Origin of the sequence: Actinoplanes sp. NPDC026619 (assembly GCF_040638295.1) — a bacterium.
Classification (GTDB): domain Bacteria; phylum Actinomycetota; class Actinomycetes; order Mycobacteriales; family Micromonosporaceae; genus Actinoplanes.
In genome coordinates this window covers 256836-281177 of sequence record NZ_JBEZYA010000004.1, presented here as the reverse complement: position 1 = coordinate 281177, position 24342 = coordinate 256836, and the positions used below count along the sequence as shown (strand labels likewise).

At 70.6% G+C, this 24342-nt stretch carries 22 protein-coding genes; 8 read left to right on the top strand and 14 right to left on the bottom strand.

Features of this window, described 5'->3' with window-relative positions:
* Positions 1 to 26: 26 nt before the first annotated feature.
* The 4 genes from AB0E90_RS11995 to AB0E90_RS11980 form a co-directional block, all read right to left on the bottom strand.
* Positions 27 to 881, bottom strand: a complete 855-nt coding sequence (locus AB0E90_RS11995) for a phytanoyl-CoA dioxygenase family protein (protein WP_360403002.1) — start codon at positions 879 to 881, stop codon at positions 27 to 29.
* A gap of 135 nt (positions 882 to 1016) precedes the next feature.
* Positions 1017 to 1979 carry an NAD(+) diphosphatase gene (gene nudC / locus AB0E90_RS11990; protein ID WP_360403000.1) on the bottom strand — a complete coding sequence of 321 codons (963 nt, stop codon included), beginning with the start codon at positions 1977 to 1979 and terminating at the stop codon, positions 1017 to 1019.
* The gene (locus tag AB0E90_RS11985; protein ID WP_360402998.1) at positions 1976 to 3295 is read right to left on the bottom strand and encodes a pitrilysin family protein; all 1320 of its coding nucleotides are present in this window, start codon (positions 3293 to 3295) and stop codon (positions 1976 to 1978) included. The genes nudC and AB0E90_RS11985 overlap by 4 nt, the downstream gene beginning before the upstream one ends.
* Positions 3292 to 4599 carry a pitrilysin family protein gene (locus AB0E90_RS11980; RefSeq protein WP_360402996.1) on the bottom strand — a complete coding sequence of 436 codons (1308 nt, stop codon included), beginning with the start codon at positions 4597 to 4599 and terminating at the stop codon, positions 3292 to 3294. Before AB0E90_RS11980 ends, AB0E90_RS11985 begins: the two co-directional genes overlap by 4 nt.
* Before the next feature lie 189 nt (positions 4600 to 4788).
* Between AB0E90_RS11980 and AB0E90_RS11975 the strand changes: the two genes are divergently transcribed.
* The 4 genes from AB0E90_RS11975 to AB0E90_RS11960 are packed head-to-tail and all read left to right on the top strand — an operon-like array spanning position 4789 to position 8084.
* The gene (locus tag AB0E90_RS11975; RefSeq protein ID WP_360402994.1) at positions 4789 to 5220 is read left to right on the top strand and encodes an Rrf2 family transcriptional regulator; all 432 of its coding nucleotides are present in this window, start codon (positions 4789 to 4791) and stop codon (positions 5218 to 5220) included.
* A gap of 16 nt (positions 5221 to 5236) precedes the next feature.
* The gene (locus AB0E90_RS11970; RefSeq protein ID WP_360402992.1) at positions 5237 to 6343 is read left to right on the top strand and encodes an ABC transporter substrate-binding protein; all 1107 of its coding nucleotides are present in this window, start codon (positions 5237 to 5239) and stop codon (positions 6341 to 6343) included.
* Positions 6344 to 6394: 51 nt separating this feature from the next.
* Positions 6395 to 7153 (top strand): ABC transporter ATP-binding protein, encoded by a 759-nt coding sequence (locus AB0E90_RS11965; protein WP_360403340.1) that lies wholly within the window; start codon positions 6395 to 6397, stop codon positions 7151 to 7153.
* The gene (locus AB0E90_RS11960; protein ID WP_360402990.1) at positions 7143 to 8084 is read left to right on the top strand and encodes an ABC transporter permease; all 942 of its coding nucleotides are present in this window, start codon (positions 7143 to 7145) and stop codon (positions 8082 to 8084) included. Before AB0E90_RS11965 ends, AB0E90_RS11960 begins: the two co-directional genes overlap by 11 nt.
* Here AB0E90_RS11960 and AB0E90_RS11955 read toward each other — a convergent pair.
* Entirely contained in the window at positions 8071 to 8964 is an 894-nt protein-coding gene (locus AB0E90_RS11955; RefSeq protein WP_360402988.1) for a hypothetical protein, read from the bottom strand. The genes AB0E90_RS11960 and AB0E90_RS11955 overlap by 14 nt on opposite strands.
* A 43-nt stretch (positions 8965 to 9007) precedes the next feature.
* Complete coding sequence (locus AB0E90_RS11950) at positions 9008 to 9130, bottom strand: hypothetical protein (RefSeq protein WP_360402986.1); 123 nt, start codon at positions 9128 to 9130, stop codon at positions 9008 to 9010.
* Between the two features lie 120 nt (positions 9131 to 9250).
* Here AB0E90_RS11950 and AB0E90_RS11945 point away from each other — a divergent pair, with 120 nt between their 5' ends.
* Positions 9251 to 9964, top strand: coding sequence for a lysophospholipid acyltransferase family protein (locus tag AB0E90_RS11945; RefSeq protein WP_360402984.1), 714 nt, complete (start codon positions 9251 to 9253; stop codon positions 9962 to 9964).
* An 87-nt stretch (positions 9965 to 10051) separates the two neighbouring features.
* Here AB0E90_RS11945 and AB0E90_RS11940 read toward each other — a convergent pair whose 3' ends face one another.
* Positions 10052 to 10255, bottom strand: coding sequence for a cold-shock protein (locus tag AB0E90_RS11940; protein ID WP_305785173.1), 204 nt, complete (start codon positions 10253 to 10255; stop codon positions 10052 to 10054).
* Between the two features lie 222 nt (positions 10256 to 10477).
* Between AB0E90_RS11940 and AB0E90_RS11935 the strand changes: the two genes are divergently transcribed.
* Positions 10478 to 10885: a pilus assembly protein CpaE gene (locus AB0E90_RS11935; RefSeq protein WP_360402981.1), complete on the top strand. Its 408-nt coding sequence runs from the start codon at positions 10478 to 10480 to the stop codon at positions 10883 to 10885.
* Here AB0E90_RS11935 and AB0E90_RS11930 read toward each other — a convergent pair.
* The 5 genes from AB0E90_RS11930 to AB0E90_RS11910 all read right to left on the bottom strand — a co-directional run bounded on the left by AB0E90_RS11930 (position 10871) and on the right by AB0E90_RS11910 (position 21043).
* Positions 10871 to 14281, bottom strand: a complete 3411-nt coding sequence (locus AB0E90_RS11930; protein ID WP_360402979.1) for an ATP-dependent DNA helicase — start codon at positions 14279 to 14281, stop codon at positions 10871 to 10873. The genes AB0E90_RS11935 and AB0E90_RS11930 overlap by 15 nt on opposite strands.
* Positions 14278 to 18339 (bottom strand): UvrD-helicase domain-containing protein, encoded by a 4062-nt coding sequence (locus AB0E90_RS11925; protein WP_360402977.1) that lies wholly within the window; start codon positions 18337 to 18339, stop codon positions 14278 to 14280. The genes AB0E90_RS11930 and AB0E90_RS11925 overlap by 4 nt, the downstream gene beginning before the upstream one ends.
* A gap of 29 nt (positions 18340 to 18368) precedes the next feature.
* Complete coding sequence (locus AB0E90_RS11920; RefSeq protein WP_360402975.1) at positions 18369 to 19382, bottom strand: LacI family DNA-binding transcriptional regulator; 1014 nt, start codon at positions 19380 to 19382, stop codon at positions 18369 to 18371.
* 316 nt (positions 19383 to 19698) lie between these two features.
* Complete coding sequence (locus AB0E90_RS11915; RefSeq protein ID WP_360402973.1) at positions 19699 to 20247, bottom strand: TIGR00730 family Rossman fold protein; 549 nt, start codon at positions 20245 to 20247, stop codon at positions 19699 to 19701.
* 1 nt (position 20248) lies between these two features.
* Complete coding sequence (locus AB0E90_RS11910; RefSeq protein ID WP_360402971.1) at positions 20249 to 21043, bottom strand: TIGR00730 family Rossman fold protein; 795 nt, start codon at positions 21041 to 21043, stop codon at positions 20249 to 20251.
* A gap of 168 nt (positions 21044 to 21211) precedes the next feature.
* Here AB0E90_RS11910 and AB0E90_RS11905 point away from each other — a divergent pair, with 168 nt between their 5' ends.
* On the top strand, positions 21212 to 21388 hold the full coding sequence (locus tag AB0E90_RS11905) for a hypothetical protein (RefSeq protein ID WP_360402969.1): 177 nt from the start codon (positions 21212 to 21214) through the stop codon (positions 21386 to 21388).
* On the opposite strand, the gene dapE is transcribed toward AB0E90_RS11905, so the two are convergent.
* Positions 21389 to 22471, bottom strand: coding sequence for a succinyl-diaminopimelate desuccinylase (dapE, locus tag AB0E90_RS11900; protein ID WP_360402967.1), 1083 nt, complete (start codon positions 22469 to 22471; stop codon positions 21389 to 21391).
* Between the two features lie 71 nt (positions 22472 to 22542).
* Between dapE and dapD the strand changes: the two genes are divergently transcribed.
* Positions 22543 to 23487 carry a 2,3,4,5-tetrahydropyridine-2,6-dicarboxylate N-succinyltransferase gene (gene dapD / locus AB0E90_RS11895; protein WP_360402966.1) on the top strand — a complete coding sequence of 315 codons (945 nt, stop codon included), beginning with the start codon at positions 22543 to 22545 and terminating at the stop codon, positions 23485 to 23487.
* Here the strand turns inward: dapD and AB0E90_RS11890 are convergent.
* Positions 23484 to 24293 (bottom strand): LysR family transcriptional regulator ArgP, encoded by an 810-nt coding sequence (locus tag AB0E90_RS11890; RefSeq protein WP_360402964.1) that lies wholly within the window; start codon positions 24291 to 24293, stop codon positions 23484 to 23486. The two genes, dapD and AB0E90_RS11890, sit on opposite strands and share 4 nt — an antisense overlap.
* Positions 24294 to 24342 lie beyond the last annotated feature (49 nt).

Below are 24342 nucleotides of genomic sequence, written 5' to 3'. Positions count from 1 at the left end.
CCCACATGGGGCACTCTAACGGGTGCTTACGGGATGAGAGCCGGAATGCTGGAGTCGAGCAGGCCCCGCTCCTTGAGCGCGCCGTAGAGCGGCGTGGTCTCCGGGAAGTGGCCCCAGGCGTGGTCGCCGGAGCCGTCGCCGGCGTGGCCGAGCAGCTGCTTCTGCACCGGGTTGAGGGTGTCGAACCAGTCCCGCTGCGGCAGGTCGGCGATGTCGTCGCGGCCGGCGATCCAGCGCGGGGTGTAGCCGAAGAACGCGCCCATGCGGGTGAAGGGCGAGTAGTTGTCCGAGCGCGCGTGCCAGATGCGCCGGTCGAAGACGACCAGGTCCCCGGGGTTGGCAGTGATCTGGGTCGCGCCCTCGGGCTCCGGCCACGGAACGCCACGGCTCGGCGGGCCGGGCAGCCAGTTGGTCTTGTGGCTACCGGGGATCACGGTGAAGTTGCCGCGGCCGGTCTCGCTCACGTCGGAGAACCAGAACGCCAGCTTCACGGAGAACATCGGGCGCGGATCGGTCTCGATCTCCCGGTTCTGCCGGCCACCGTCCTGGTGCCAGTGCCACCACTCCTTGGACTTCTCGTGGATCTGCGGGTGCACGTCCACGTGGGAGTGGTAAATGTGAATGTTCCAGCCCAGCAGCGACCAGATGTACTTGAACGCCACCGGGTGGTCGATCAGGTAGGCCAGCTCGGGGACGGAGGTAATCGCGGACAGCTGGTGCAGCGCACCGGTCGCGTTCAGGCCGTGGCCGCCGGGCTGCTGAGCCCGCTCGTAAGCAGCCTGGATCGCGCGCTGCCCGACCTCGATCTCGCTCTCACTGAGCACCCCGGGAACAACGAGAATCCCGTCCCGGTCGAACTTGGCACGCTCGTCGTCCGTCATGGGGATCCATGCGGGCGCTTCCACCTGCGTCATCGAATATCCACCTCTCGGTCTTTGTCTTTCGAGACGCGGTGGAGGCCCGTTTTGGTTACTCGGGAAGCAGAAAACTTCTCTGCTTAGAGCAACTTCGATCCACTATCGGCCGAAACCGCCCAACCAGGTCTCAATCAGGTAGAACGCGATAGAGGATCGCATAGGAAGGCTCATCTTGATGCCCGTATCGGAGTGAACGAAGCCTCCGGCGATCATCTTGGCGACGTCGTCCCGCGTGAACCAATGAGCCTCATCGATCTCCTCCGGGTCGAGCCGCATCGGCGCGTCGGGGTCGGCGGTGGCGTGGAATCCGAGCATCAGCGAACCCGGGAAGGGCCACGACTGACTCCCGACATACGTCAACCCGGTGAGCCCGATGCCCACCTCCTCGGCCACCTCGCGCCAGACCGCGGCCTCGGCCGACTCGCCGGGCTCGACGTAGCCGGCCAGGCAGGAGAAGCGGCGCACGTCGTCCACGCCGGGGCCCCAGGTGGAGTTGTGCCCGAGCAGGCAGCGACCGGCCGGGCCGGCGACGCCGTCGTGCACCAGCACGATCATCGCCGGATCGGTGCGCGGCCACATGAGGTTGCCCTCGGCGTCCTTGCGCGCCCAGCCCGCCTCCACGGTCTGCGTCGGCAGCCCGGTGCGTGGCGAGAACAGGTGGCTGGCGTGCCAGTTGCCGAGCGCCGCCGCGGCCGTGAACAGCCCCGCGTCGCGGCTGTCGAGCAGGTGCCCGATGTCGCGCAGGGTGACTGCCCTGCTCCCGTCGATCTCGGGCAGCGGGCCCGCCACCGTCCAGAGCGGCGTGCCGTCCGGGTCGATGCCGAGGAACCAGTGCTCGGCCTCCGGCGCCTCGGACGCGGGCAGCAGCACCAGGCCGGCGCTGCCGTCCGGCCGGTCGGCGACCAGCGCCCGGCCGCCCTTGGTCAGGTCGATGACGAGCACGAAGCCGCGGGACCACGCGTCGGTGAGCCAGTCCTCGTCCTGGCGGCGCAGGGCCGACCGGTCGAGGGTGCTGCGGGCCAGCGGCGGGACGTCGCTCGCGAACTCCGGTGGGATGGTCACGGGAGGTCGCGCTCGACGGGGGTCAGGGCGGCGAGCGGGCCGGCGATCTTCGCCGCGTCGCCGAGGACGACCGTGACCGCCCGGGACGGCGCCAGGAACTCCGACGCCACTTCGGCGACCTCCTCCAGCGTCACGGTGGCCAGGGCCGCCGAATGCTCGCTCAGGTGCTGCAGGCGCAGACCGAAGCTCGCATACATGCTGGCCAGACCGGCCAGGCCGGCCTGGGTCGACATGCCCAGCCGCAGGGTGCCCAACGCGTACCGCCGGGCCTGCTCGAGCTCTTCCTCGCCGGGCGGGAGGCTGGCGATGCGGCCCAGCTCGTAGAGGGTCTCGAGCATGGACGGGCCGGTCACCTCGGTGGCGACCTCGGCCGCGACCATCAGCGCCGAGCCGGCCAGGTAGTGCTCGATCGAGGTCTGCGGGCCGTAGGTGTAGCCCTTGTCCTCGCGCATGTTCTCGACCCAGCGGGACGAGAAGTAGCCGCCGAAGATCAGGTTGGCCAGTTGGAGAGCAGCGTATTTCGGGTCGGTGCGGGACACCGCGGGCAGCGCCATCCGCAGCGAGGACTGCACCGAGCCGGGCCGGTCGACCAGCAGCACCGGGCCGGACTCGAGCGGCGGCGTGCCGGGCACGGTCTCGTCCCGGCCGGGGCCGGTCCAGCTGCCGAGCGCCTTCTCGGCGGCGTCGATCGCCTTCTCCGGGTTGATGTCGCCGACCAGCACCAGCACGGCGCCGTTCGGGCGGACCCGGTCGGCGTGCAGGCTGCGCAGCTGGGTCGGGCGGACGGCCTGGATCTGCTCCGGCTCGGGCGTCTGCACGGCGTACGGGTGCTTGCCGTACATCCGCTTGAGCAGTGCGGTGCGGGCCAGGTGAGACGGCTGCTGGAGGGCCACCTGAAGGTGGTCGACCAGGCGGTCCCGCTCGGTGGCCACCTCCGACTTCGGGTACGCCGGGTCGGTCAGCACGGCGGCGAGGATCTCCAGCATCCGGTCCAGCCCGCTCGCCAGCGCGTTGCCGGTGACCAGCAGCCGGTCCGGGTCGAGGCCCGCGGACAGCCCGCCGCCGACCGCCTGCAGCTCGGCCGCGATGTCGACGCTCGACATCGTGCCGGTGCCGGTGAACAGCGCCTGGGACAGCAGCGTGGCCCGGGCCAGCGGCGCCTTGCTGAACGGCACCCGCAGGCGCAGCTCGACCAGGGGCACCGAGGTGCGCCGGATGGCGATCACCGTCAGCCCGCCGGGCAGCGTGCGCTCGGCCTGCTTGGGCAGCTTGAGCTTGGCGTCGGGGACGAGGTCGGGCAGGGATTTGTCACTCATGAGGCAACTCCGGGAAGGACCTCGACGGTGGAACGCCGCTCGGGGCGCAGGGTGGCCGCGGCCGTGACGATCTCGGCCTCGGTGACCTCGCCGATCAGCTTGGGCAGTTCGTTGAGCAGCTCGGGACGGCCGCGCTGCAGCTCCAGCACGGCCATCGGCAGTGCCCGGCCGAGCACGGAGTCGGTGTCGCGCAGCAGATGGGTGGCGATGCGGGCCTGGGTGCGCTCCAGCTCGCCGGGGGTGAGCCCGTCGTGCACCAGGCGGTCGAGCTCCTCGTCGACGGTGCGCAGCACCTTGTCGGCGTCGCCGCCGGGCGGCATGTGCGCCTGGAGCAGCAGCGCGGTCGGGTTACGCACGCCGAACTCGTCGCCCATGAAACCGATGTAGCCGCCGATGCTGGTGACCGAGCGGTCACGCTGGACGAGCCGCTCGACCAGCCGGGACGCCTCGCCGTCGGTAAGCACCTCGGCGAGCACCACGAACGGCAGGTAATCGGCGAACTTGCCGATCGGGTCGGGCACCCGCCAGGCGCTGGCCACGCCGGCGAGCGGGGCGAGCCGGTCGGTGTAGACGTCGCGGCGCTCGGCGGTGGGGCCGGGCTCGTCGAAGTCGGGCAGCGGCGGCGCCGGGCGGGCCGGCACGTCGCCGAAGTGCCGGCGGATCATCTCGGTCGCCCGCGCCACGTCGAAGTCGCCGGCCACCGCGAGGGTGGCGTTGCCGGACGCGTAGTAACGGTCGAAGAACGCCTTCGCGTCGTCGACCGTGGCGCTCTCCAGGTCGTCGAACGAGCCGTAGCCGTCGTGCGCGTTGGGGAACGTGGAGAACATCACCGGCGGCAGCTTGAGCCACGGAAACCCGCCGTACGGCCGGTTCAGGACGTTGACCCGGATCTCTTCCTTGACCACGTCGATCTGGTTCTTGAGGTTTTCCTCGGTGAGGCGGGGGCCGCGCATGCGGTCGGCCTCGAGGAAGAGCGCTCGCTCGAGGGCGCCGGCCGGCAGCACCTCGAAGTAATCGGTGTAGTCGAGGTGGGTGGAGCCGTTGAACGTGCCCCCGGCGCCCTGCACGTGGCGGAAGTGGGCGAGCTTCTCCAGGTTTTCCGAGCCCTGGAACATGAGGTGCTCGAAGAGGTGCGCGAAGCCGGTGCGCCCCTCGGGCTCGGAGCGGATGCCGACGTCGTAGACCACGGCGACGCCCACGACGGGGGCGCTGCGGTCGGGCGTCAGAACCACCCGCAAGCCGTTGTCCAGGGTGAACCGCTCGACCGGGTACTTCGTTGCGGGGATCTTTCTGCTGCGCGCCACGGACTGACATTAGCGCGCTCTGTGTAACTCGTGGCGACGGCAGGTCACCAACCGGTAGCGGCCGAAACCCGTTCGGGTCTCGCTATGCGGTCCGCCCTTGACGCCCCTATCCCACCTCGTCCATTATTCCCATCCATCAGATAGAGAAAGCAGAGTTTCGAACGGGAGACTGGAGAGGAGGGCCGGATCGTGTATGTGTCGGCGCGCACCGACTACGCCGTCCGGGCCATGCTCGCCATCACGGCCGAGCACCCACACCTGGTCAAGGCCGCAGGCCTGGCCGCAACCCAGGACATCCCGCTGAGCTTCTTACAGGGAATCCTGCTCGATCTCCGCCGGGCCGGGCTGCTGCACAGCCACCGCGGGGTCGACGGTGGCTACGCGCTCGCCCGCGCCGCCACCGATATCACCGTCGGTGATGTCGTCCGCGCGGTCGGCGGGGCGTTGACCACCGTGCGTGGGCTGCCCACCAGCAACACGACCTATCACGGCGCGGCCTCCGGGTTGCGCGACGTGTGGGTCGCCGTCGAGGAAGCCATCGAAGGCGTCGTCGATCACAAGACCATGGCCGAGCTTTCCCGCCTGGCCAGCACGCACCAGCCCTCCCCGATAAAGAACTGAACGAACTAGGAGTGAGATGAGCTCCCCCACCTTTCCGCAGCTGAGTGCCGGGCTACCGCGGCGGCGAGTGTTCGCCATCGCCGGTGCTCTGCTGACCGCGTCCGCCCTCGCGGCCTGCGGCGACGATGACGACGAAGCTCCCTCGACGTCCGCGTCCGGTGGCGCCGAGGCGTCCGCGATCCGGCTCGGCTACTTCCCGAACATCACCCACGCACCCGCCCTGGTCGGCGTCAACAAGGGCCTCTTCACGGCGGCGCTGGGCAGCACCAAGCTCGACCCGAAGACCTTCAACGCCGGCCCGGCCGCGATCGAGGCGCTCGTCTCCGGCGCCATCGACGCCACCTACATCGGCCCGAACCCGGCGATCAACAGCTGGGCGCAGTCCAAGGGCCAGTCGCTGAAGATCATCGCGGGCAGCACCTCGGGCGGCGCCGGCCTCGTGGTCAAGCCGACGATCAACGGCCCGGCCGATCTCAAGGGCAAGAAGATCGCCACGCCGCAGCTGGGCAACACCCAGGACGTGGCGCTGCGGGCCTGGCTCAAGTCGAACAACCTCAGCTCCGACGCCCAGGGCGGCGGTGACGTGTCGATCCTGCCGCAGGACAACGCCACCGCGCTGCAGGCCTTCCAGCAGGGCGCGATCGACGGGGCCTGGATCCCGGAGCCGTTCCTGAGCCGGTACCAGCTCGAGGCCGGCGGCAAGCTGCTGGTCAACGAGAAAGACCTGTGGACCGATACGAGCGGCCAGTTCGTCACCACCCACCTGATCGTCAGCCAGGAGTTCCTGAAGAAGTACCCGGGCACGGTCACCAAGCTGATCCAGGGGCACCTGAAGGCGCTCGACTTCATCAAGTCCAGCGACGCGGACGCGCAGAAGGCGGCCAACGCCCAGATCGAGGCCCTCAGCGGCAAGCCGCTGAAGGACGCCGTGCTGGCCTCGGCATTCAAGAACCTGACGTTCACCGCCGACCCGATCGCCGCGTCGTTGTACACGAGTGCCAAGCACGCCGAGGACGTCGGTCTGCTCAAGACCGTCGATCTCAAGGGCATCTACGACCTCAATGCGCTGAACCAGCTGCTGACCGCGGCCGGCCAGCCGACGGTCAGCGACGCTGCGGCCTGATCCTCCCAGGGAGAGCCAGTGAGCCTTGTTGAAACCCAGACCCCGCGGCCGGTGACCGGCCGCGGGGACGCGGTTGTCCGCCTAGAAAACGTCTCCAAGCAGTACGGGTCCGGCAGCAACGCCCTGCTCGCCCTGGACCGCGTCTCCCTGACCGTCCAGCAGGGCGAGTTCGTCTGCCTGCTGGGCGCCTCCGGCTGCGGCAAGAGCACGCTGCTCTCGCTGGTCGCGGGGCTCGACAAGATCACCGGCGGCACCCTGGACATCGGCGGCCGGCACGTCTCGCTGATGTTCCAGGAGGCCGCCCTCTTCCCCTGGCTCTCCGTCGCCGGCAACGTCGAGCTGCCGATGCGGCTGCAGGGCGTGGGCAAGGCCGAGCGGCGTAAGCGCGCCCAGGAGCTGCTGGAGATCGTGCGGCTCAGTGGTTTCGGCAACAAGCGGCCGCACGAGCTCTCCGGTGGCATGCGCCAGCGGGTGGCGCTGGCCCGCGCGCTCGCCCAGAACGCCGATGTCCTGCTGATGGACGAGCCGTTCGGTGCGCTCGACGCGATGACCCGCGACATCCTGCACGACGAGCTCGAGCGGATCTGGCGGGAGCAGAAGCTGACCGTGCTGTTCGTGACGCACAACGTGCGCGAGGCAGTGCGGCTCGGCGACCGGGTCATCCTGCTCAGCAGCCGGCCCGGCCGAGTGATCGAGGACTACCCGATCACCCACGAGCGCCCCCGGCGCATCGACTCGCCCGAGGTCTCCGGCCAGGCCGCCGAGATCACCGACCGGCTCCGCGCGGAGGTCGCCCGCCATGCCAGCTGAATCCGCCACCGGCGCGGCGGTCCAGGGCCTCGCCGGCGACACCGGGATCCAACCGCCGCCGCACAAGGTCGGCGTCAAGCCCGACACGCAGAGCAACGAGGTCAGCGGCCTCGACGCGCTCGAGCTGGCGCCCAAGACCGACAAGGGCGCGCTCGGCAAGCGAATCTGGCGCAGCACCTGGCCCAAGCTGCTGGCCATCGCGATCGTGGTGCTCGCCTGGCAGATCGTGGTGTGGTCGAAGTGGAAGCCGGACTACGTGCTGCCCGGCCCCGGGACGGTCTTCGGCGACCTGGGCGACGTGATCACGACCGGCGCTTTCTGGGACGGCGTGCTTCTCACCCTGCGGCGGGCCGTCACCGGCTTCGCGCTGGCCGTGCTGATCGGCACCGTGATCGGCGCCGCGGTGTCCCGGTTCGCGCCGCTGCGGGCCGCGATCGGCTCGCTGATCACCGGCCTGCAGACGATGCCGTCGATCATGTGGTTCCCGCTGGCGATCCTGCTGTTCCAGATCAGCGAGAGCGCCATCATGTTCGTGGTGATCATCGGCGCCGCTCCGTCGGTGGCGAACGGCCTGATCAGCGGCATCGACTACGTTCCCCGCACCTGGCTGCGGGTCGGCAAGGTGCTCGGCATGAAGGGCATCGCGGAATACCGGCACCTGATCCTGCCGGCGTCCCTGCCGTCCTTCATCTCCGGGCTCAAGCAGGGCTGGGCGTTCTCCTGGCGCAGCCTGATGGCCGGTGAGCTGCTGGTCATCGTGCCGGGTGCGCTCTCCATCGGCGTACGGATGCAGCAGGCTCGTGATCTTTCCGATTCCAGCCTGGTGATCTGTTACATCATCGTCGTGCTGGTCATCGGCATCCTGATCGACGTGCTCTTCAACGCCGCCGACAACGCCCTGCGCAAGCGCTGGGGCCTCACGGGGTCCTGACTGATTTCAAGACATCGTCGATCACGTAGTCGAACTGTTTGTGGGTTCCCGGGATCGACACGTAGAGCACCGCGGCCGACGGTTTGCCGACGTCGATGATCGCCACCGCCGAGAGCTCGTCGGTGGCGGTCAGCCCGGCCTGGTGGAAGTGCAGCCGGAACTCGCTCACCCAGGCCGGGTGCCCGCCCAGCGTGATCATCTCGTCCCGGATCGCGTCCATCGTGTTGGGCTGCGGGTAATACTCCGCGCGCACGTCCGCGGCGACCTGCCGGCCCACGCACTCCAGGTCGACGATCCCGCCGTCGTTGTCCGAGGCCGGCACCGCCGCGGACAGGATCGAGGCGTGGTATCCCCCGCCGCTGTAGGTCTCCGTGACGAAATGCTGCCCCACCTTGTACGGCACATTGAGCGTCCCGGCCCGCCACACCGTGTTCCACGGCAGCCAGGGTGCGCCGTACGCCTTGTAGGAGATGCCGGCATCCGGGTCGACCGTCCGTGCCCCGGTTTCCGGCGGCAGCACGCTCGGCGCCTGGGTGGGCGCGGCGCTCGGTGACGCGTTCGGCGGCGGGCAGGCCCGGGCCAGCGGCGGCCGCAGATCGGCGGGACCGGTGGCCTGGCCGCGGAACGGATTGCCGCCGGACGAGAACACCAGGATCAGGATGATCGTCAGGCCCAGGGCCAGGATGCCGCCCGCGATGCCCGCGAAGATCATGATCTGCCGGTGGCGGCGCTGCGGCCCGTCCGGACCGGGCTTCGGCTCTCGTGACGGCGGGGGCGGATCATCCGGTGGTGGCGTGGCCGGCGGGAGGCCGGGCGCCGTGACCATCCCCGACGAAAATCGCCCACCGGGCTGCTGCCAGGAGAACGTCGGCTCGGACATGGGTTCCAGTGAACACCACGAGTGCCGCGATCAGGTCACGGCGTCAGCCCGCTGCCGGAACCACCGTGTACCACGGGGCGAAGACCACCACTAGGACCAGGGCGAGCCCCACTAGAGACACCGCGAGCACGAACCCGAGCTCACGGCGGGCAGACGTGCTGTGCATGCGGATCCCCCCGGCGACCGTTCACAGAAAAAAGAGAGTCACCGACTAAGACGCTTCAGAGGCACAGGTGGTTGCACCCTGAACCAGCCGATCTTCAGGATGTTCGGCTACCGTCTCTCCATGGAACTCGTGTATCCCCCGGTCATCGCCTTTGCCAAGACGATGTTCCGCGCGCTCGACCTCCGGATTGAGGTCGACGGCGCCGAGCACATCCCGCGGGAGGGTGGTGCGGTGCTGGCGAGTAACCACGTGAGCTACCTCGACTTCATCTTCTGCGGTCTGGCCGCCCAGCCGACCAAGCGACTGGTCCGTTTCATGGCCAAGAAGCAGGTCTTCGACCACCGCGTCAGCGGCCCGCTGATGCGCGGCATGCGGCACATCCCGGTCGATCGGGACGCCGGCGCCGCCTCGTTCCGTCAGGCCACCGATGCGCTCAAGGGCGGCGAGGTGGTCGGCGTCTTCCCGGAGGCGACGATCAGCGAGTCGTTCACGGTGAAGGAGATGAAATCGGGCGCGGTCCGGTTGGCCCGCACGGCCAAGGTGCCGCTGATCCCGATGGTGGTGTGGGGTCCGCACCGGCTGTGGACCAAGGGCCACAAGAAAGAGCTGACCAAGCGGCACGTGCCGGTGCTCATCAAGGTCGGCGAGGCCATCGAGATGCCCAAGGGAACCTCGCCCGACGCGCTGACGGCCCTGCTCCGGGAACGCCTCACCGGTTTGCTGGACGCCGTGCAGAAGGCTTACCCGGATAAGCCCGCCGGGCCGGACGATCGCTGGTGGCTTCCCGCGCACCTGGGTGGCACCGCGCCGCTGCCGGAGGCAGCAGCCGTCTGAGCCGGTCGCTCAGGCCTATATGAAACGGCGCCGCGTCCCTGCCGGGCTGCGGCGCCGTCCTGAGTAGCGCAGACCTGGTATTTAAGATCAGACCGCGCGGATGTTGGCGGCCTGCGGGCCCTTCTGGCCCTGCGTGACCTCGAACTCAACCCGCTGGTTCTCATCCAGGCTGCGGTAGCCCGACATCTGGATCGCGGAGAAGTGGGCGAAGACGTCGGCCCCGCCGTCGTCCGGGGTGATGAACCCGAAGCCCTTGTCCGCGTTGAACCACTTCACAACGCCGGTAACCATGATCGTCTCCTCGACGGTCGATCGCTCCCGGCCATAGTAGTCGGGAGCGAGGTAGTAAAACTCGGATCTTCCGAGTCTCGTGTCGCCGTACTGATCGCCCGTACCGGAGAAACCCGGGTTACGACAAAGAGCGCCTGGGCAAATTCCCCCACAGGCGCTCCTAAGTACTTGGGAACCAAACGAACAACGTCCGGAGCGTAGCACGGGAAGGAGTACTCGGCGATGATCGGCGTACAACTGGCACAGCAGCTGAAAGAAGCCGGTCTGGACTGGAAACCGGCGCTCGGCGACCGCTTCGCGATCCCTGATCGGGACCTCGATCAAGAGGTCTTTGTGCTGAGCAATATGACCATCGAGGTGCACGCGATGCCCGAGGGCCAGGTGATCGGTTTCAACGGCACCACCGAGTGGGCCCTCGACGATGTGGAGATCGAGGAAACGACCTGGTTACCCCGCGAGGATCAGCTGCGGGAGCTCCTCGGTGGAACGTTCCGCGGCCTTCGCCGGGAGGCGGCCGGCTACGCGGCGGAGATCGAACTGCTGGGCGAGCAACGGAGCTTCGCGGCGGCGACGGCCGATGAGGCGTACGCGTCGGCGTTGTTGCACCTGCTGGCGTCAATCACGCAGTAACGGCACGTCGGCCACCAGGGCGGTCAGCGCCTCCGAGTCGTACAGGTCGGCCGGGCGGACGGTGACCTGATCACGCACATAGTGGAAGCCGGCCTTGACCCGATTGACCGGCACCCCGGCCAGCGACGCCCAGGCGATCCGGTAGGCGGCCAGCTGCACGGCCGCCGCCTCCGCCTCGACGCCGGACGGACGGCGGCCGGTCTTCCAGTCGATCACGTCGTAGCGGTTGCCGGGCTCGGCGAAGACCGCGTCCATCCGGCCGCGCACCACCACCCCGGCCACCGACGTCGCGAACGGAACCTCCACCTCGACCGGGGTGCGCTCGGCCCACTCGCCGGTCAGGAACGCCTCCTGCAGGGCGGCCAGTTCCTCGTCGTCGGCCGCGTCGTCGTCGGCCGCACCCGGCAGCTCGTCGATGTCGATCAGTCGGGCCGAGCCGAACCGCTGCTCGAGCCAGGCGTGGAACGCGGTGCCCCGGCGGGCCTGTGGCGCGGGCCGCTGCGGCAGGGGGCGGCGCAGCGACCGGGCCAGCGCCTGCGGATCGCGGCGCAGCACAACCAACTGGGAGACCGACAGGTGGGCGGGCAGCGCCACCTCGAGAGGCCCGTCCCGGCGGACCCGCTCCTCCCGTTCGGCCAGCAGCAGGGCGGCTTCCCGCTGCCAGCGGGAGATGTCCGGGTCGGCCTCGGCGGCGGCGTCGTCGGCCTGGCGGATCTCCGGGATCCCCACCAGATCGGCCGCGAACCCGGCCCGGGCCGCGATCTCGGGGTCGTGGGTGGCCAGGTCGGCGAAGGCTTCGGCGGCCGACGCCTCGGGGGCGGCGATCATCCGGCGGATCAGATCGGCGGCCACCGTCATCGCCGGGCGTCGCCGGCCCAGCGGGTCGAACGGCCACTGCATCGGCTCCGTCTCGGCCGACGACGGGTTGGTCGCCTCCGGTGCGGGCTCCGGCGTCCACACGTCCACCACGCCGGCGCCGTTCGCGCAGGTCTCCCGGATCTCGTCGAGGAACATCGACGCACCCCGCGGGCGCTTCACGCCCTCGCCCCACCAGTAGCCGGAACAGAGCAGCAGCCGGCGTGGGCGGGTGACCGCCACGTACGCGAGGCGGCGTTCCTCCCGTTCGTCGTGCTCCCGCCAGGCCCGGCCGAACGCCGTCACCGCGGCCAGCACGCCCTTCTGGTCGACCGCCTCGGAGAGGTCCAGCCGGGGCAGGCCGTCCATGTCGCCGCGCAGCGGGAACGGCAGCACGCCGATGCCCATCAGGTAGTGATCGGTGCCGCGGGTCAGGCCCGGCCAGACCCCCTTGCTGAGGCCGGCCACCGACACCACGTCCCACTCGAGGCCCTTCGCGGCGTGCGCGGTCAGGATCTGCACGGCCCCTTCGACCACGTCCACCTGGCCCGGCTCCAGACCGCGCTCTTCCTCCTCGGCCGCGGCCAGGAAAGCGAGGAAACCGGCGAGGGTGCCGCCGTCGGTCTCGGCGCCGTAGCGGGCCGCCGCGTCACCCAGCGCGTCCAGGTGACCGCGGGCCAGACCGGCGTCACCGGCCTGCCAGCCGCGCACCGCCACCTCCACGTCCAGGCCGATCGTGCGCTCGATGTCGGCGACCAGGTCGGGCAGCGGCTGGTCGAGACGCTGCCGCAGCGCACTCAGCTCGCGGCTGTACGCCCGCAGACGCAGATAGCCCTCGGCCGAGTACTGCTGCGGGGCGCCCAGGTCGGCCATCGCCTCGATCAGGGTCGCGTCGTCCAGCCGGTCCCCGACGATCTCCTCCGGGTCGGCGCGGTCGACCACCTCGGCACGCGCGGAGGCCAGGCCACGCGCTCGGCGATGCAACGCGACCAGGTCACGCGGCCCGATCCGCCAGCGCGGGCCGGTCAGCAGGCGCAGCAGCGAGGCCCCGTCGGTCGGGTCGGCCAGCACCCGCAGTGTTGACGTCACGTCGCGGACCTCGGGGGTGTCGAGCAGACCGCCCAGGCCGACCACCTCGACCGGCAGGCCGACCGCGCGCAGCGCCTTCTCGATCGCCGCGATCTGGCTGCGCACCCGCACCAGCACGGCGCTGGTCGGGCGCAGCTCCACCGGGATCTCGTCGGGCTCGGCCTGCGGCCGATCAGCCGAGATCTGCCAGGCACGAAGCATCTGCTGGGCGATCCAATCGGCCTCTTCGGCGTACGTCTCCAGCAGCCCGCAGGTCACCGTGCGGCCACCGACGTCGCCCTTCACGGTGGGCGCCGCCACCAGCGTCGCCACCCGGGCGCCGGCCGCACGCAGTGGCCGGGACAACTCGTTGGCCACCGCGAGGATCTGCGGGCGGTTGCGCCAGCTCCTGGTCAGGCCCAGCACCTTCGCGTCCTCGCCCCGCGCGTCCGGGAAGTGCTCCGGGAAGCGGTCCAGGGTGCCGGCCGACGCGCCCCGCCAGCCGTAGATCGACTGGCAGGGGTCACCGACCGCGGTCACCGGATGACCGCCGCCGAACAGGGCGTTCAGCATCGCCACCTGGGCGTGGCTGGTGTCCTGGTATTCGTCCAGAAGCACGATGCGGAACCGGTCGCGCTCGATCCGCCCGACCTCCGGATGCCGCATCGCGACCAGCGCGGCCCGGGCCATCTGGTCGCCGAAGTCCATCGCCTCCAGGTCGAGTTTGCGCTGCGCGTAGAGGCGCACCAGGGGCAGCAGGGTGAGCCGGTGGCGCTGCCGCTGCAGCACGTCGGCCACGTCCTTGTAGACCCGGCCGGGCAGCTCCTGCACCGCGGCGAAGAACCGGCCGGTCCAGGCGGCCAGCTCGTCCGGGGTGATCAGATGTTCGGACAGCTCGCCGGACAGTGCCAGGACGTCGTCGGTAACGGTGCCGGGCGCGCGATTCACCCCGGTCATCTCGCCGGTGTACGAGCGGACCAGCGAGTCGACGATCTGCCAGCGGGCCGCCTCGGTGAGCAGCCGGGCCGACGGTTCGTAACCGGCGCGCAGACCGTGCTCGGTGACGACCCGGGCGGCGAACGAGTGGTAGGTCGAGATGGTCGCCTCACCGGCGAACGCGTCGTCGCGGCCCACCCGGCGGACCAGCTGACCGAGCCGGGTGCGGACCCGGTGGGCCAGCTCGCCGGCGGCCTTGCGGGTGAAGGTGAGGCCGAGGATCTGGTCCGGGCGGGCGTAGCCGTTGGCGACCAGCCACACCACCCGCGACGCCATCGTCTCGGTCTTGCCCGAGCCGGCCCCCGCCACCACCAGGAACGGCTCGACCGGGGCCGAGATGATCGCCCGCTGCTCCTCGGTCGGGCGCTGGTTCAGGCGCAGCAGACCGGCCAGCTCGGCCGGCGTGTAGCGCGGTCCCGAGTCGGCACGACGGCGTGGCGCCGCCGGTTCGTCGGCGAAGAGGCTGGGCTGGGTCACTGCGTATCTTCTACTACCTGACGCCCCTTGCCGGAAATCGGGCAGCTGGTGCGCACCGGGCAGATGCGACACCGGCTGTTGGCAATCGCCGAGAACGTGGCCGCGGCCATCGTCTCGGCGGTGCGCTTGACCATGGCGTGCGCCCACTGTGGGTCGACCGCGTCGGCCAGCGGGAGCTGCATCTGCTCCCGGGCGTCCTTACCCGTCCCGAGCTGCACCAATGCCGCGCCGCCACTCGCCGCGCCGTAATCGTCGAACGCCCCCGCCTCCACCGCGGCCTGGTATCCGGCCAACTGGGCGTGCTCCTCGATGTCGGCCGAGACGGTGGTCGTCTTGCCGGTCTTCAGGTCGATGACGACCAGCCGCCCGTTCTCGTCCACCTCGAGCCGGTCGACCCGCCCGGTGAGCTGGATCGGCCGGCTCTTGTCCTCGAGCCGCACGGTGAACTCGTGCTCGATCGCCAGCAGCCGCCGCGGGTTGCCGGCCAGCCAGCGCAGCAGCTTGTCCACCATGCCCTGGGCGCGCTCCTGCTCCGGCCCGGCCAGCCACCGAGCGGCCAGCTCGATCGCGTCAAACCGGGCCGAGACGTATTCGACCAGCTTCTCCCGATCGGCGTTCGCATCTTCGGCAAGCATCGCGGCCGCGTGCACCAGGTTGCCCACGCCCTGAGCCGGCCCCGGCGGCGGCGAACCACCGTGCCGCTCCAGCAGCCAGCGCAGGCTGCAGCGCAGCGCACTCTCCATCGACGACGGCGTGACCTTGACCGGTTGCCCCTCGTCGACCAGCGGCCGGTCGTCGGAGAGCGGCCGCAACCCCCACCACTCGTCCGGATGCGCTCCCGGCACCCCCGCGGCGGCAAGCCGGGCAAGCTCAGCGGCCGCGGCGCGCCGCCGGCTGGGCGTCTGGTCCCTCCCCACCACGACGGTACGGAGTTCAGCCACGAGCCCGGCCAGCGTCAAGGCCCGCGGCGCCCGCCCCACCGGAAGCTCGATGGCGGCATCGACCCGCTCCTCCACGGCCGACGCGGCATCCCCACCACCGACCGGCTCCACCGCGCTCTCCCCCGAGCCCGGCTCCACAAGATGCTCCCGCCCATCCGGGCCGCCCGCGCCATCCGGGCCGCCCGCGCCATCCGGGCCGCCCGCGCCATCCGGGCCGCCCGCGCCATCCGGGCCGCCCGCGCCATCCGGGTCTGTGTCCCACGGGTCCGGCTCTGGTGGGTCCGGAGGTGGCGGGGTGTCGGGGCCGTTGCCGGGGGTGCGGCCCGGGCGGGGGATGGCCAGTTCGGTCAGGAAGCGGCTCGGTTGTTCCTCGCCGTCGGAGCCGCCGACGCCGGCCGACGCGACCGCGGTGACGAGTAGCTGGCGGCGAGCCCGGGTGGTGGCCACATAGAACAGTCGGCGCTCCTCGTCGAGCAGCGCCGACGTCTCGCCGACCACGGCGGCCGGGCCGCTCGTGCTGCGGCCGGCCAGATAGTCGACCAGGCGTTCCGAACCGAGCAGGCTGCCGCGCAACCGCAGGTCGGGCCAGATGCCCTCCTGCACGCCGGCCAGCACCACGACGTCCCACTCGAGGCCCTTGGCCGCGTGCGCGGTGAGCAGCCGCACCGCCTCGCCCCGGTCGGCGCTCGGCGCGATCGAGTCGGCCGGCAGATCCTGCCCGAGCACGTGGTCGAGGAAGACCTCGGTGCGCGCGCCGGGCAGCCGGTCGACGAACCGGGCCGCCGCGTCGAACAGCACCACCATCGAATCGAGATCACGGTCGGCCGCCTCGGCCCGCCACTGCCGGGCACGGCCCGCGTCCGGGTCGTCGGAGGCGACCGGGCGGGTGCTCAGGCCGTACCACCGGTCGCTGAGCCCGCTCTCCCGCCAGACCGTCCACAGGACCTGCTCGGCCGTGGCACCCGGCGCCGCGGCCGCCTCCCGCGCGGTGGCGAGCAGCCGGGCCACCGTCTGTGCCGGCTTGGCCCAGCGCCGCTCGACCATGTCCAGGCCGGCGGGGTCGCGCACCGCGTCGACCAGCAGTTCGCCGGACGGCCGCCGGTCACCCGCAGCCAACGCCAGCGCTCGCAAGCCCTGCCGCAGCCGCCGCTCGGCCAACGGGTCGGCTCCACCGAGCGAGGAGTGCAGCAGCGCGACGGTGGCCTCCTCGTCGAGCAGCTCGGGTTCGAGCGCACACCGCAGAAGCAGCAGAAACGGCGCAACGGCCGGCTGCAGATGCAGCGGCATGTCTTCAGCGTGCGTGACGGTCGGAACCCCGGCGGCGGTGAGCGCCCGCTGCATCGACGGCAGCTGCAGAGAGGTCGATCGCAGAACCACCGCCATCCGGGACCACGGCACCCCGTCGAGCAGATGCGCCTCCCGCAGAGCGTGCGCGACATAGGCGCTCTCCGCCGTCTGCGACCGGAACGTCCGAACGACGGCCCCCGCCCGCTCACCCCCGGCCTCGTCACGCTGCCCGGTCACGCCACCCGCCAACGCGCCGCCGCCCCGGTGCCGGTCAGCCCCGTCGCTTGGACCGACCCGATGTTCGCCCCCGGCGTCGACTCCCTCTTGCCGCTCGTCGTCGCCGAGCTCTTCGCCGGCGGAGGCGGGGCCGGCACTCTCTCCGCGCACCCCATCGGCGGGGGAAGAATCGCTGGTGCCACCAGCCCTTTCATCACCCTGACCGACCGCAGACGCGGAAGTGGGGCGAGACGCGGGCCCTCCGGCCGGGGAGGAACGGACAATTGGCGACGACGCGGAAGCGCCTGTCGAGTTCGCGGTAGTGGGAAGGCTGGAAGCCACGTCCGGCGCGGCAGGCCCCACGGCTGTCCGAGCGACACCCGGCCCCGCAACGCCCGGCCCCGCAACGCCCGGACCTGCAACGCCCGGACCTGCAACGCCCGGACCTGCAACGCTCGGACCTGCGGTGCCCGGACCTGCGGTGCCCGGACCTGCGGTGCTCGGACCTGCGGCGGCCGGCGGGTGCATGGGGCGGTGGGTGATGGGGCCGCGCATGTGGCGGGCCACGTGGGTGGTGGAGGTCAGCAATGGGGCGGTGGCTCGGTAGTTCGTGTGGAGGGTGATGGTCTCGGCGACTGCGCCGGAGGCGGTGCGGAAGCGCTGGGGGAACGAGGAGACCACGGTGGGGTCGGCGCCGCGGAAGCCGTAGATGGAGGAGTCCGGGTCGGCGAAGGCGACCAAGGGCTTGCCGCCGCCGGCCACCAGGTGGAGGAGTTCGGTCTGGGCCGGGTCGGTGTCGGCCAGCTCGTCGACATAGACGTAGGCCAGGCGGTTGCGCTCGGCGGCCAGCAGCTCGGGGTCGTCGGCCAGCAGGCCGGTGGCCGCTCGCACCAGCTCGGCCGGGTCGTAGGCGGCGGAGCCGCGGGTGGTCACGTCGCGCAGGGCCAGGACCGCGACGTATTGCCGGAGGAAGCGGGCCGCGGCCGGCCAGTCGTCGCGGCCGACCCGCTCGCCGATGCGGGCCAGCTGGGCCGCGTCGATGCCGCGCTCGGCGGCGCGCTGCATCAGGTCGCGCAACTGCTGGGCGAAGGCTCGGGTGGGCAGCGCCGGGCGGAGCGCCTCGGGCCAGCCGATCTCGTCGGGGGTTTCGTCGTCGCCGACGGCGGCCAGCAGCTCGCGGATGATCAGGTCTTGCTCGGGGCCGGTTAGCAGGCGGGGGGAGGGCTCGCCGCGCTCGGCGGCGGCTCGGCGGAGGAGGGCGAACGCGTACGCGTGGAAGGTGCGCACGAGTGGCTCGTGGACGATGCGGCCGGGGTCGCCGGCTATCCGCGCCTCGATGCGGTCGCGCAGGGTGGTGGCGCCGCGGCGGCCGAACGTGAGCACCAGGATGCGCTCGGGGTCGGCGCCCTCGGCGATGCGGGCGGCGACCGACTCGACCAGCGTGGTGGTCTTGCCGGTGCCGGGGCCGCCGACCACCAGCAGCGGGCCGTCGACGTGGTCGGACACGTATCGCTGCAGCTCGTCGGGGCGCAGCTCGGGCACGGCGGGGCGGGGCCGCCGGACCAGACGATAGGCCGGGCGGCGCACCGCGGGGTTGCTGACCGGCGTGCTCACGGCAATAAGGAAACCACTCGGGTACGACGTTATTCGCCGCGCGGCGGGCCGATCGATGCGCGTCGCCGCACCGGCATGGGCAGGCGCTGCACCGCGGGCTCGGTGGAGTCGCCCAGAAGAGTCTCGATCGCCTGCCAGCCGAGCTCGTAGTGCGGCAGCGAGATGCTGGTGAGCTGGGGTCGCAGCCAGGCGGCCAGCTCAGAGTCGTCGAAGGAGATCACCGAGACTTCGCCGGGAATGTCCACGCCGGCCTCGCGAAGGGCCTGGTAGGCGCCGAGCGCCACCCGGTCGTTGAGGCAGATCAGCGCTTTCGGCACGAGCCCGTCGGCCAGCGCGCGGCTGACCGCGTCGTACGCCGATCCGGGCCACCAGTCGCAGTCGATGGTCCCGGCGAGCCGCGCCTCGGCCGCGCCGAGCGCCTCGTTGATCCCGGCAAGCCGTTCGCGGCCCGCGAAGACCTGGTCCGGGACGTGCCCGACCAGGTAGATCCCGGTGCGGTGGCCGGCTTCGAGGAGGGTGCGGGCGGCGTCCCGGCCGGCGCTCAACTCGTCCGGGATGATCACCGGAAAGGAGCCCCGGTTCAGGCAGTTGAGCAGCACCACCTTCCGGTCGCGCAGCTGCTTGGGCACCCGGATCGGCCGGGTGAACATGCTGGCGTAGAGGAACGCGTCGACCTGGCGATCGAGGAAGTCGGAGATCAGTTTTTCTTCGACTACCGGGTCGCCCTCGGTCTCGCCGATGAACAGCAGGTGCCCGCGGGCCACGGCGGCGGCCAGGCTGCCGTGGATCATGCGGCCGGCGTACTGGTCGGAGGCGATCGTGTCGGAGATCAGCGCGACCGTTTTGGTGACCTTGGTGCGCAGGCTGCGTGCCATCAGGTTGGGCCGGTAGTCCAGCTCCTGGGCCGCCCGGAGCACCCGCTGCCGGGCGTCCTCGGAGATCCGCATGTCCTTGTATCGACCGGTCAGGACGAAGGAGGCGGTGCTGCGGGACACCCCGGCCCGCTGCGCTACCTGCAGGAGGGTCGCCCGTTGCGGCGGCATGCAGGAAGTGTTCCACGTCCGTGCAGAGTGCGCGAAACGCCGAAGTGGTGACTGATCGACATGCCTTGACGCGTAAGGGGCGCGAAGAGCAGCGTCGAACTTGTACCCCCCTGCCGGATCGGCAGCGCCGCATCGCGCCGGTTCGGCAGGGGCCGCCCCGCGCCCCGGCGAGTTGCGACCCCGCCGGGTGACCGGAGTGAGCCGCACCGTTCGCGTCCGGTGAGAGCGTGTCCGCGTGCGCCCCCGGGAAGTTCCGGCGGGCTCGCCGGGGCCCGGTCACGCCGGGTGGGTGTGGTGACACCCACCCGGCGTGACGTCAGGCCGTGAGGCGTTTCTCGATCTCGTCGAGGGCGCCGTCGATCGATCGCGCGACGATGATCTGGCCGAGCGCCGCGGTGCGCACGAACGCGGTTTCGGCGAGCTGCTCGAGCCAGGCGAGCAGGCCTTCGTAGAAGCCGTCCGGGTCGAGCACCACGATCGGCTTGGTGTGCAGGTCGAGCGTGGCCGTGGTCCACACCTCGAAGAGCTCGTCGAGGGTGCCGAGCCCGCCGGGCAGCGTGATGAACGCGTCCGAGCGCTCGATCATGATGTTCTTCCGGACGCCCATGTCGGCGGTGACGATCAGCTCATCGGACGACAGGTCGGCGACCTCGAGGTCGACCAGGGACTGCGGGATGACACCGAGGGTGTGTGCCCCGCCGGCCCGGGCGCCGTCGGCGACCGCGCCCATCATGCCGACGCAGCCGCCGCCGGAGACGAGACTATGACCGCGAGCGGCCAGTTCGTTGCCGGTGCGGGTGGCCAGGTCGAGCCACTTCTGGTCGAGGGTGCTGGAGGAGGCGCAGAAAACGCAGATCGCGGCCACGTCACCGGGTCCCGTTGGCTTCGGCGATGGCGGCTTCGGCGAGGGCCGCGTCGGCCTCCACGATGAGCTGGACCGCCTCGTCCACATCGTCGGTCACCTGGAGGAGGTCCAGATCGGCCTCATTGATCTTGCCGTCCTTGAGCAGCGTCGTCTTGATCCAGTCGAGCAGGCCGCCCCAGTAGTCGACGCCCATCAGGATCACCGGGAAGCGGGTCACCTTCTTCGTCTGCACCAGGGTGATCGCCTCGAACAGCTCGTCGAGGGTGCCGAACCCGCCGGGCAGCACGACGAAGGCCTGCGCGTACTTCACGAACATGGTCTTGCGGACGAAGAAGTAGCGGAAGTCGATGCCGACGTCGACCCAGTCGTTGAGGCCCTGCTCGAAGGGGAGCTCGATGCCGAGGCCCACGGACATGCCGCCGGCCTCGGTGGCGCCGCGGTTGGCCGCCTCCATCACGCCCGGCCCGCCGCCGGTGATCACCGCGTACCCCGCCTCGGCGAGGGCGGCGCCCAGGTCGGCGGCCAGTTCGCACTCGGGGCTGTCCGGTGTGCTTCGGGCCGAGCCGAAGACGCTCACCGCGGGCGGCAGGTCGGCCAGGGTGTCGAACCCCTCGACGAATTCGGAGAGGATGCGCAGCGCCCGCCAGGCGTCCTTCGTTTTCCACTCACGCCGGTGGTGAGAATCGAGCAACTTCTCGTCGGCGGTGCTGGGCGGAATGGATTCGCGGCGCAGTGTGACCGCTCCGCGATGACGCTCCGCCCCCGTCCGCCGTCGCCCGTTGGTGCTGTCCGTCATGCCACCAAGGTAGTGCGGACGGTCAGTAACCGGTGAATAACCGGTTGGGTTTCGGTAAGAGGATTGCGACCGGCCGACCTTTTTGCCAGATTGAAGCAACGGACGGTAGCTCTGAAGCGTCTGTACAGTTACCAAATCGACGGCACGCAGGCCACATGAGGAGCCACCGTGACGAACCGATACGAGCAATTGAAGGCGCAGCGTCGCATGCAGCGACGGATTCAACTGGTGGTCGAGGAGCGCCGGATGGCTCGCTCTGCCCAGATCAGCGACCCGGAACGCACCATCGAGATCCCGCCGCAGGCGCTGCGGGCGATCGGCCGTGTGCCACTGACGGCCATCTGACTATTCCGTCTGCTCCGAGGCCAGCCAGCGATGCAGGGTGGCCGCGCCGTCCCGGATCTTGCCGATCTCCACGTGCTCGTCCGGGGCGTGCGCGAGCAGCGGGTCACCCGGGCCGTAATTGAGCGCCGGGATGCCCAGCGCCGCGAACCGGGCCACGTCGGTCCAGCCCAGCTTGGCCGCCGGCTCCGAGCCGACCGCGGCGAGGAACTCGCGGGCCGGCGCCGCGGTGAGACCGGGCAGCGCGCCGGCCGCCGAGTCGGTCAGCTCGACCTCGAAACCCTCGAAGACCTCGTGCACGTGCTCGAGGGCCTGCTTCTCGGTGCGATCCGGGGCGAAGCGCAGGTTGACCTCGACGAGACACTCGTCCGGCACGACATTGCCGGCCACCCCGCCGGAGACGCGAACCGCGCTCAGGCCTTCCCGATACGTACACCCATCGATGGTGACCGTGCGGGGGCGGTAATCCGCGAGTCGCTGCAGCACCTCGCCGGCCGCGTGGATCGCGTTGACCCCGCGCCAGGCGCGGGCGGTGTGTGCCCGCCGGCCGGTGGTGCGCACGATCGCGCGAAGCGTCCCCTGGCAGCCGGCCTCGACCACGCCGTAGGTCGGTTCGAGCAGCACCGCGAAGTCGGCAAGCAGCCACTCCGGACGTGACTCCCCGGCCAGGGCGAGACCGTTGTACTTGGAATCGATCTCCTCGGCCTCGTAGAAGAGGTAGGTGATGTCGTAGCCCGGGTCGGGCAGCGTGGCCGCCAGGTGCAGAGCGAGAGCGACGCCGGACTTCATGTCGGAGGCGCCGCATCCATAGATAAGGTCATCGACTACAGTCGATGGGAAGTTGTTGTTGATCGGCACCGTGTCGAGGTGGCCGGCCAGCACCACCCGCTGTTCCCGGCCGAGATCAGTGCGCGCCATCACCGTGTTGCCGAGGCGGTCCACACTCAGGTGCGGGGTCTCCCGGAGGACCTCCTCGATGAAGTCGGCAATCACCTTCTCATTGCCGGAGACGGACTCGATGTCGACCAGGGCGTGGGTCAACACGACCGGGTCGACCAATACGTCCGGGGTAAGCGGGTTGGCCATAGGCCGCACCATACCGGGCCAGGGTGAATCACCTTCGGAGTTACGATCCTCGTCACGATAAGGTGCGGGGCGTGGAAACCGCGATCTCGACCTCGCCCGCGTGGGGCACCGGCCTCGCCACCGTCACGGCCGACGGACAGGTGCTCGACACCTGGTTCCCCGAGGGATTCCTCGGCCTCGGAGCCGAGCCGGAAGGGAAGGTGTTGCCCGCCGGGCTGACCGGCCCGCGATCGCTGCCCGGCCTCAGCACGGTCAAGGTTCGCGTCACGATCGGCTCGCTGGCCGACCCGATCAAGGACGCCTCGGACGCATACCTTCGCCTCCACCTGCTGTCGCACCGGCTGGTCGTGCCCAACTCGATCAACCTGGACGGCATCTTCGGCGCGCTGGCCAACGTGGCCTGGACCTCGGCCGGCCCGTGCCCGGCCGACCGGGTCGACGAGCTGCGCTTCCTCGAGCGCGCGGCCGGCCGGCACCTGAGCGTCTACGGCGTCGACAAGTTCCCGCGGATGACCGATTACGTCGTCCCGTCCGGTGTGCGGATCGCCGACGCCGACCGGGTGCGGCTCGGCGCCCACCTGGCCACCGGCACCACCGTCATGCACGAAGGTTTCGTCAACTTCAACGCCGGCACGCTGGGCACCTCGATGGTCGAGGGCCGGATCGTGCAGGGCGTCGTGGTCGGCGACGGCTCCGACATCGGCGGCGGCTCGTCCATCATGGGCACGCTCTCCGGCGGCGGCAAAGACCGGGTCAGCATCGGCGAGCGCAGCCTGATCGGGGCGAACGCCGGCGTCGGCATCTCGCTCGGCGACGACTGCGTGGTGGCCGCGGGCATCTACCTCACGGCCGGCACGAAGGTGACCCTGCCGGACGGCCGGGTGGTCAAGGCGCGCGAGCTCTCCGGGCAGAACAACCTGCTCTTCTGGCAGAACTCGGTGACCGGCACCTTCGAGGCGAAGCCGCGCAGCGGCACCGGCATCGAGCTCAACGCCGCCCTGCACTCGAACGACTAGCTGACGAGGAACTCCGCGGCGGCCGCTTTGACCGCCGCGGTCAGGTCGGTCAGCACCGCCGACTCGATCTTCCAGTACTGCCAGTAGAGCGGCACGTCGAGAAACTTGCCCGGAAATATCTCGACATAGCGGTCGGCGGCGATGTCCTCGCGGGCCAGTGACTCGGGCACCATGCCCCAGCCCAGCCCCAGGCGAATCGCCTCCACGAAAGCGGCCGCGGCCGGCACGTAATGGATCGGCGGATCGGCGCGGCGCCGCAGCGACGCCAGGAAGCGGTGCTGCAGCCGGTCCTTGCGGTTGTAGACGACCATCGGCTGGTCGACGGAGCGCCCGACCGCGACGTAACGCATCGAACCGAGCGGCTCGATCCGGCAACCCTGCACCGGCGCGTGCTCGGCGGTCACCGCGGCCATCGCGGTGCCGGAACGCAGCAGGTCAGCGGTGTAGTGCTCGTCATCGGTGTGCAGCTCATAGAGCGGCCCGGGCACCGCGGTCAGCGCCGGCAGGAACCAGAAGTGCAGCGAGTCCGCATTTACCACGATCGACACCCGGGTGCGGTCGCGCGCCTGCGCCAGCGCCTCCCGCTCCAGCAGCGCGACCTGCCCGGCGAAGCGGACCAGCGCCTCCCCCGCGGTCGTCGCCACGCACGGCTTGGCCCGGCGCACCAGCACCTGCCCGACCGCACTCTCCAGCGCCTTGATCCGCTGACTCACGGCCGACGGCGTGACGTGCAGCTGCCGGGCCGCCGCTTCGAAGCTGCCGGTCTCGATCACCGTCTGGAACGTCGCCAACTGCACCTGATGCACGTAAGAGAATCTAAACCAACGTCAAAATCTTTAGCTGGAGTACGCCGTG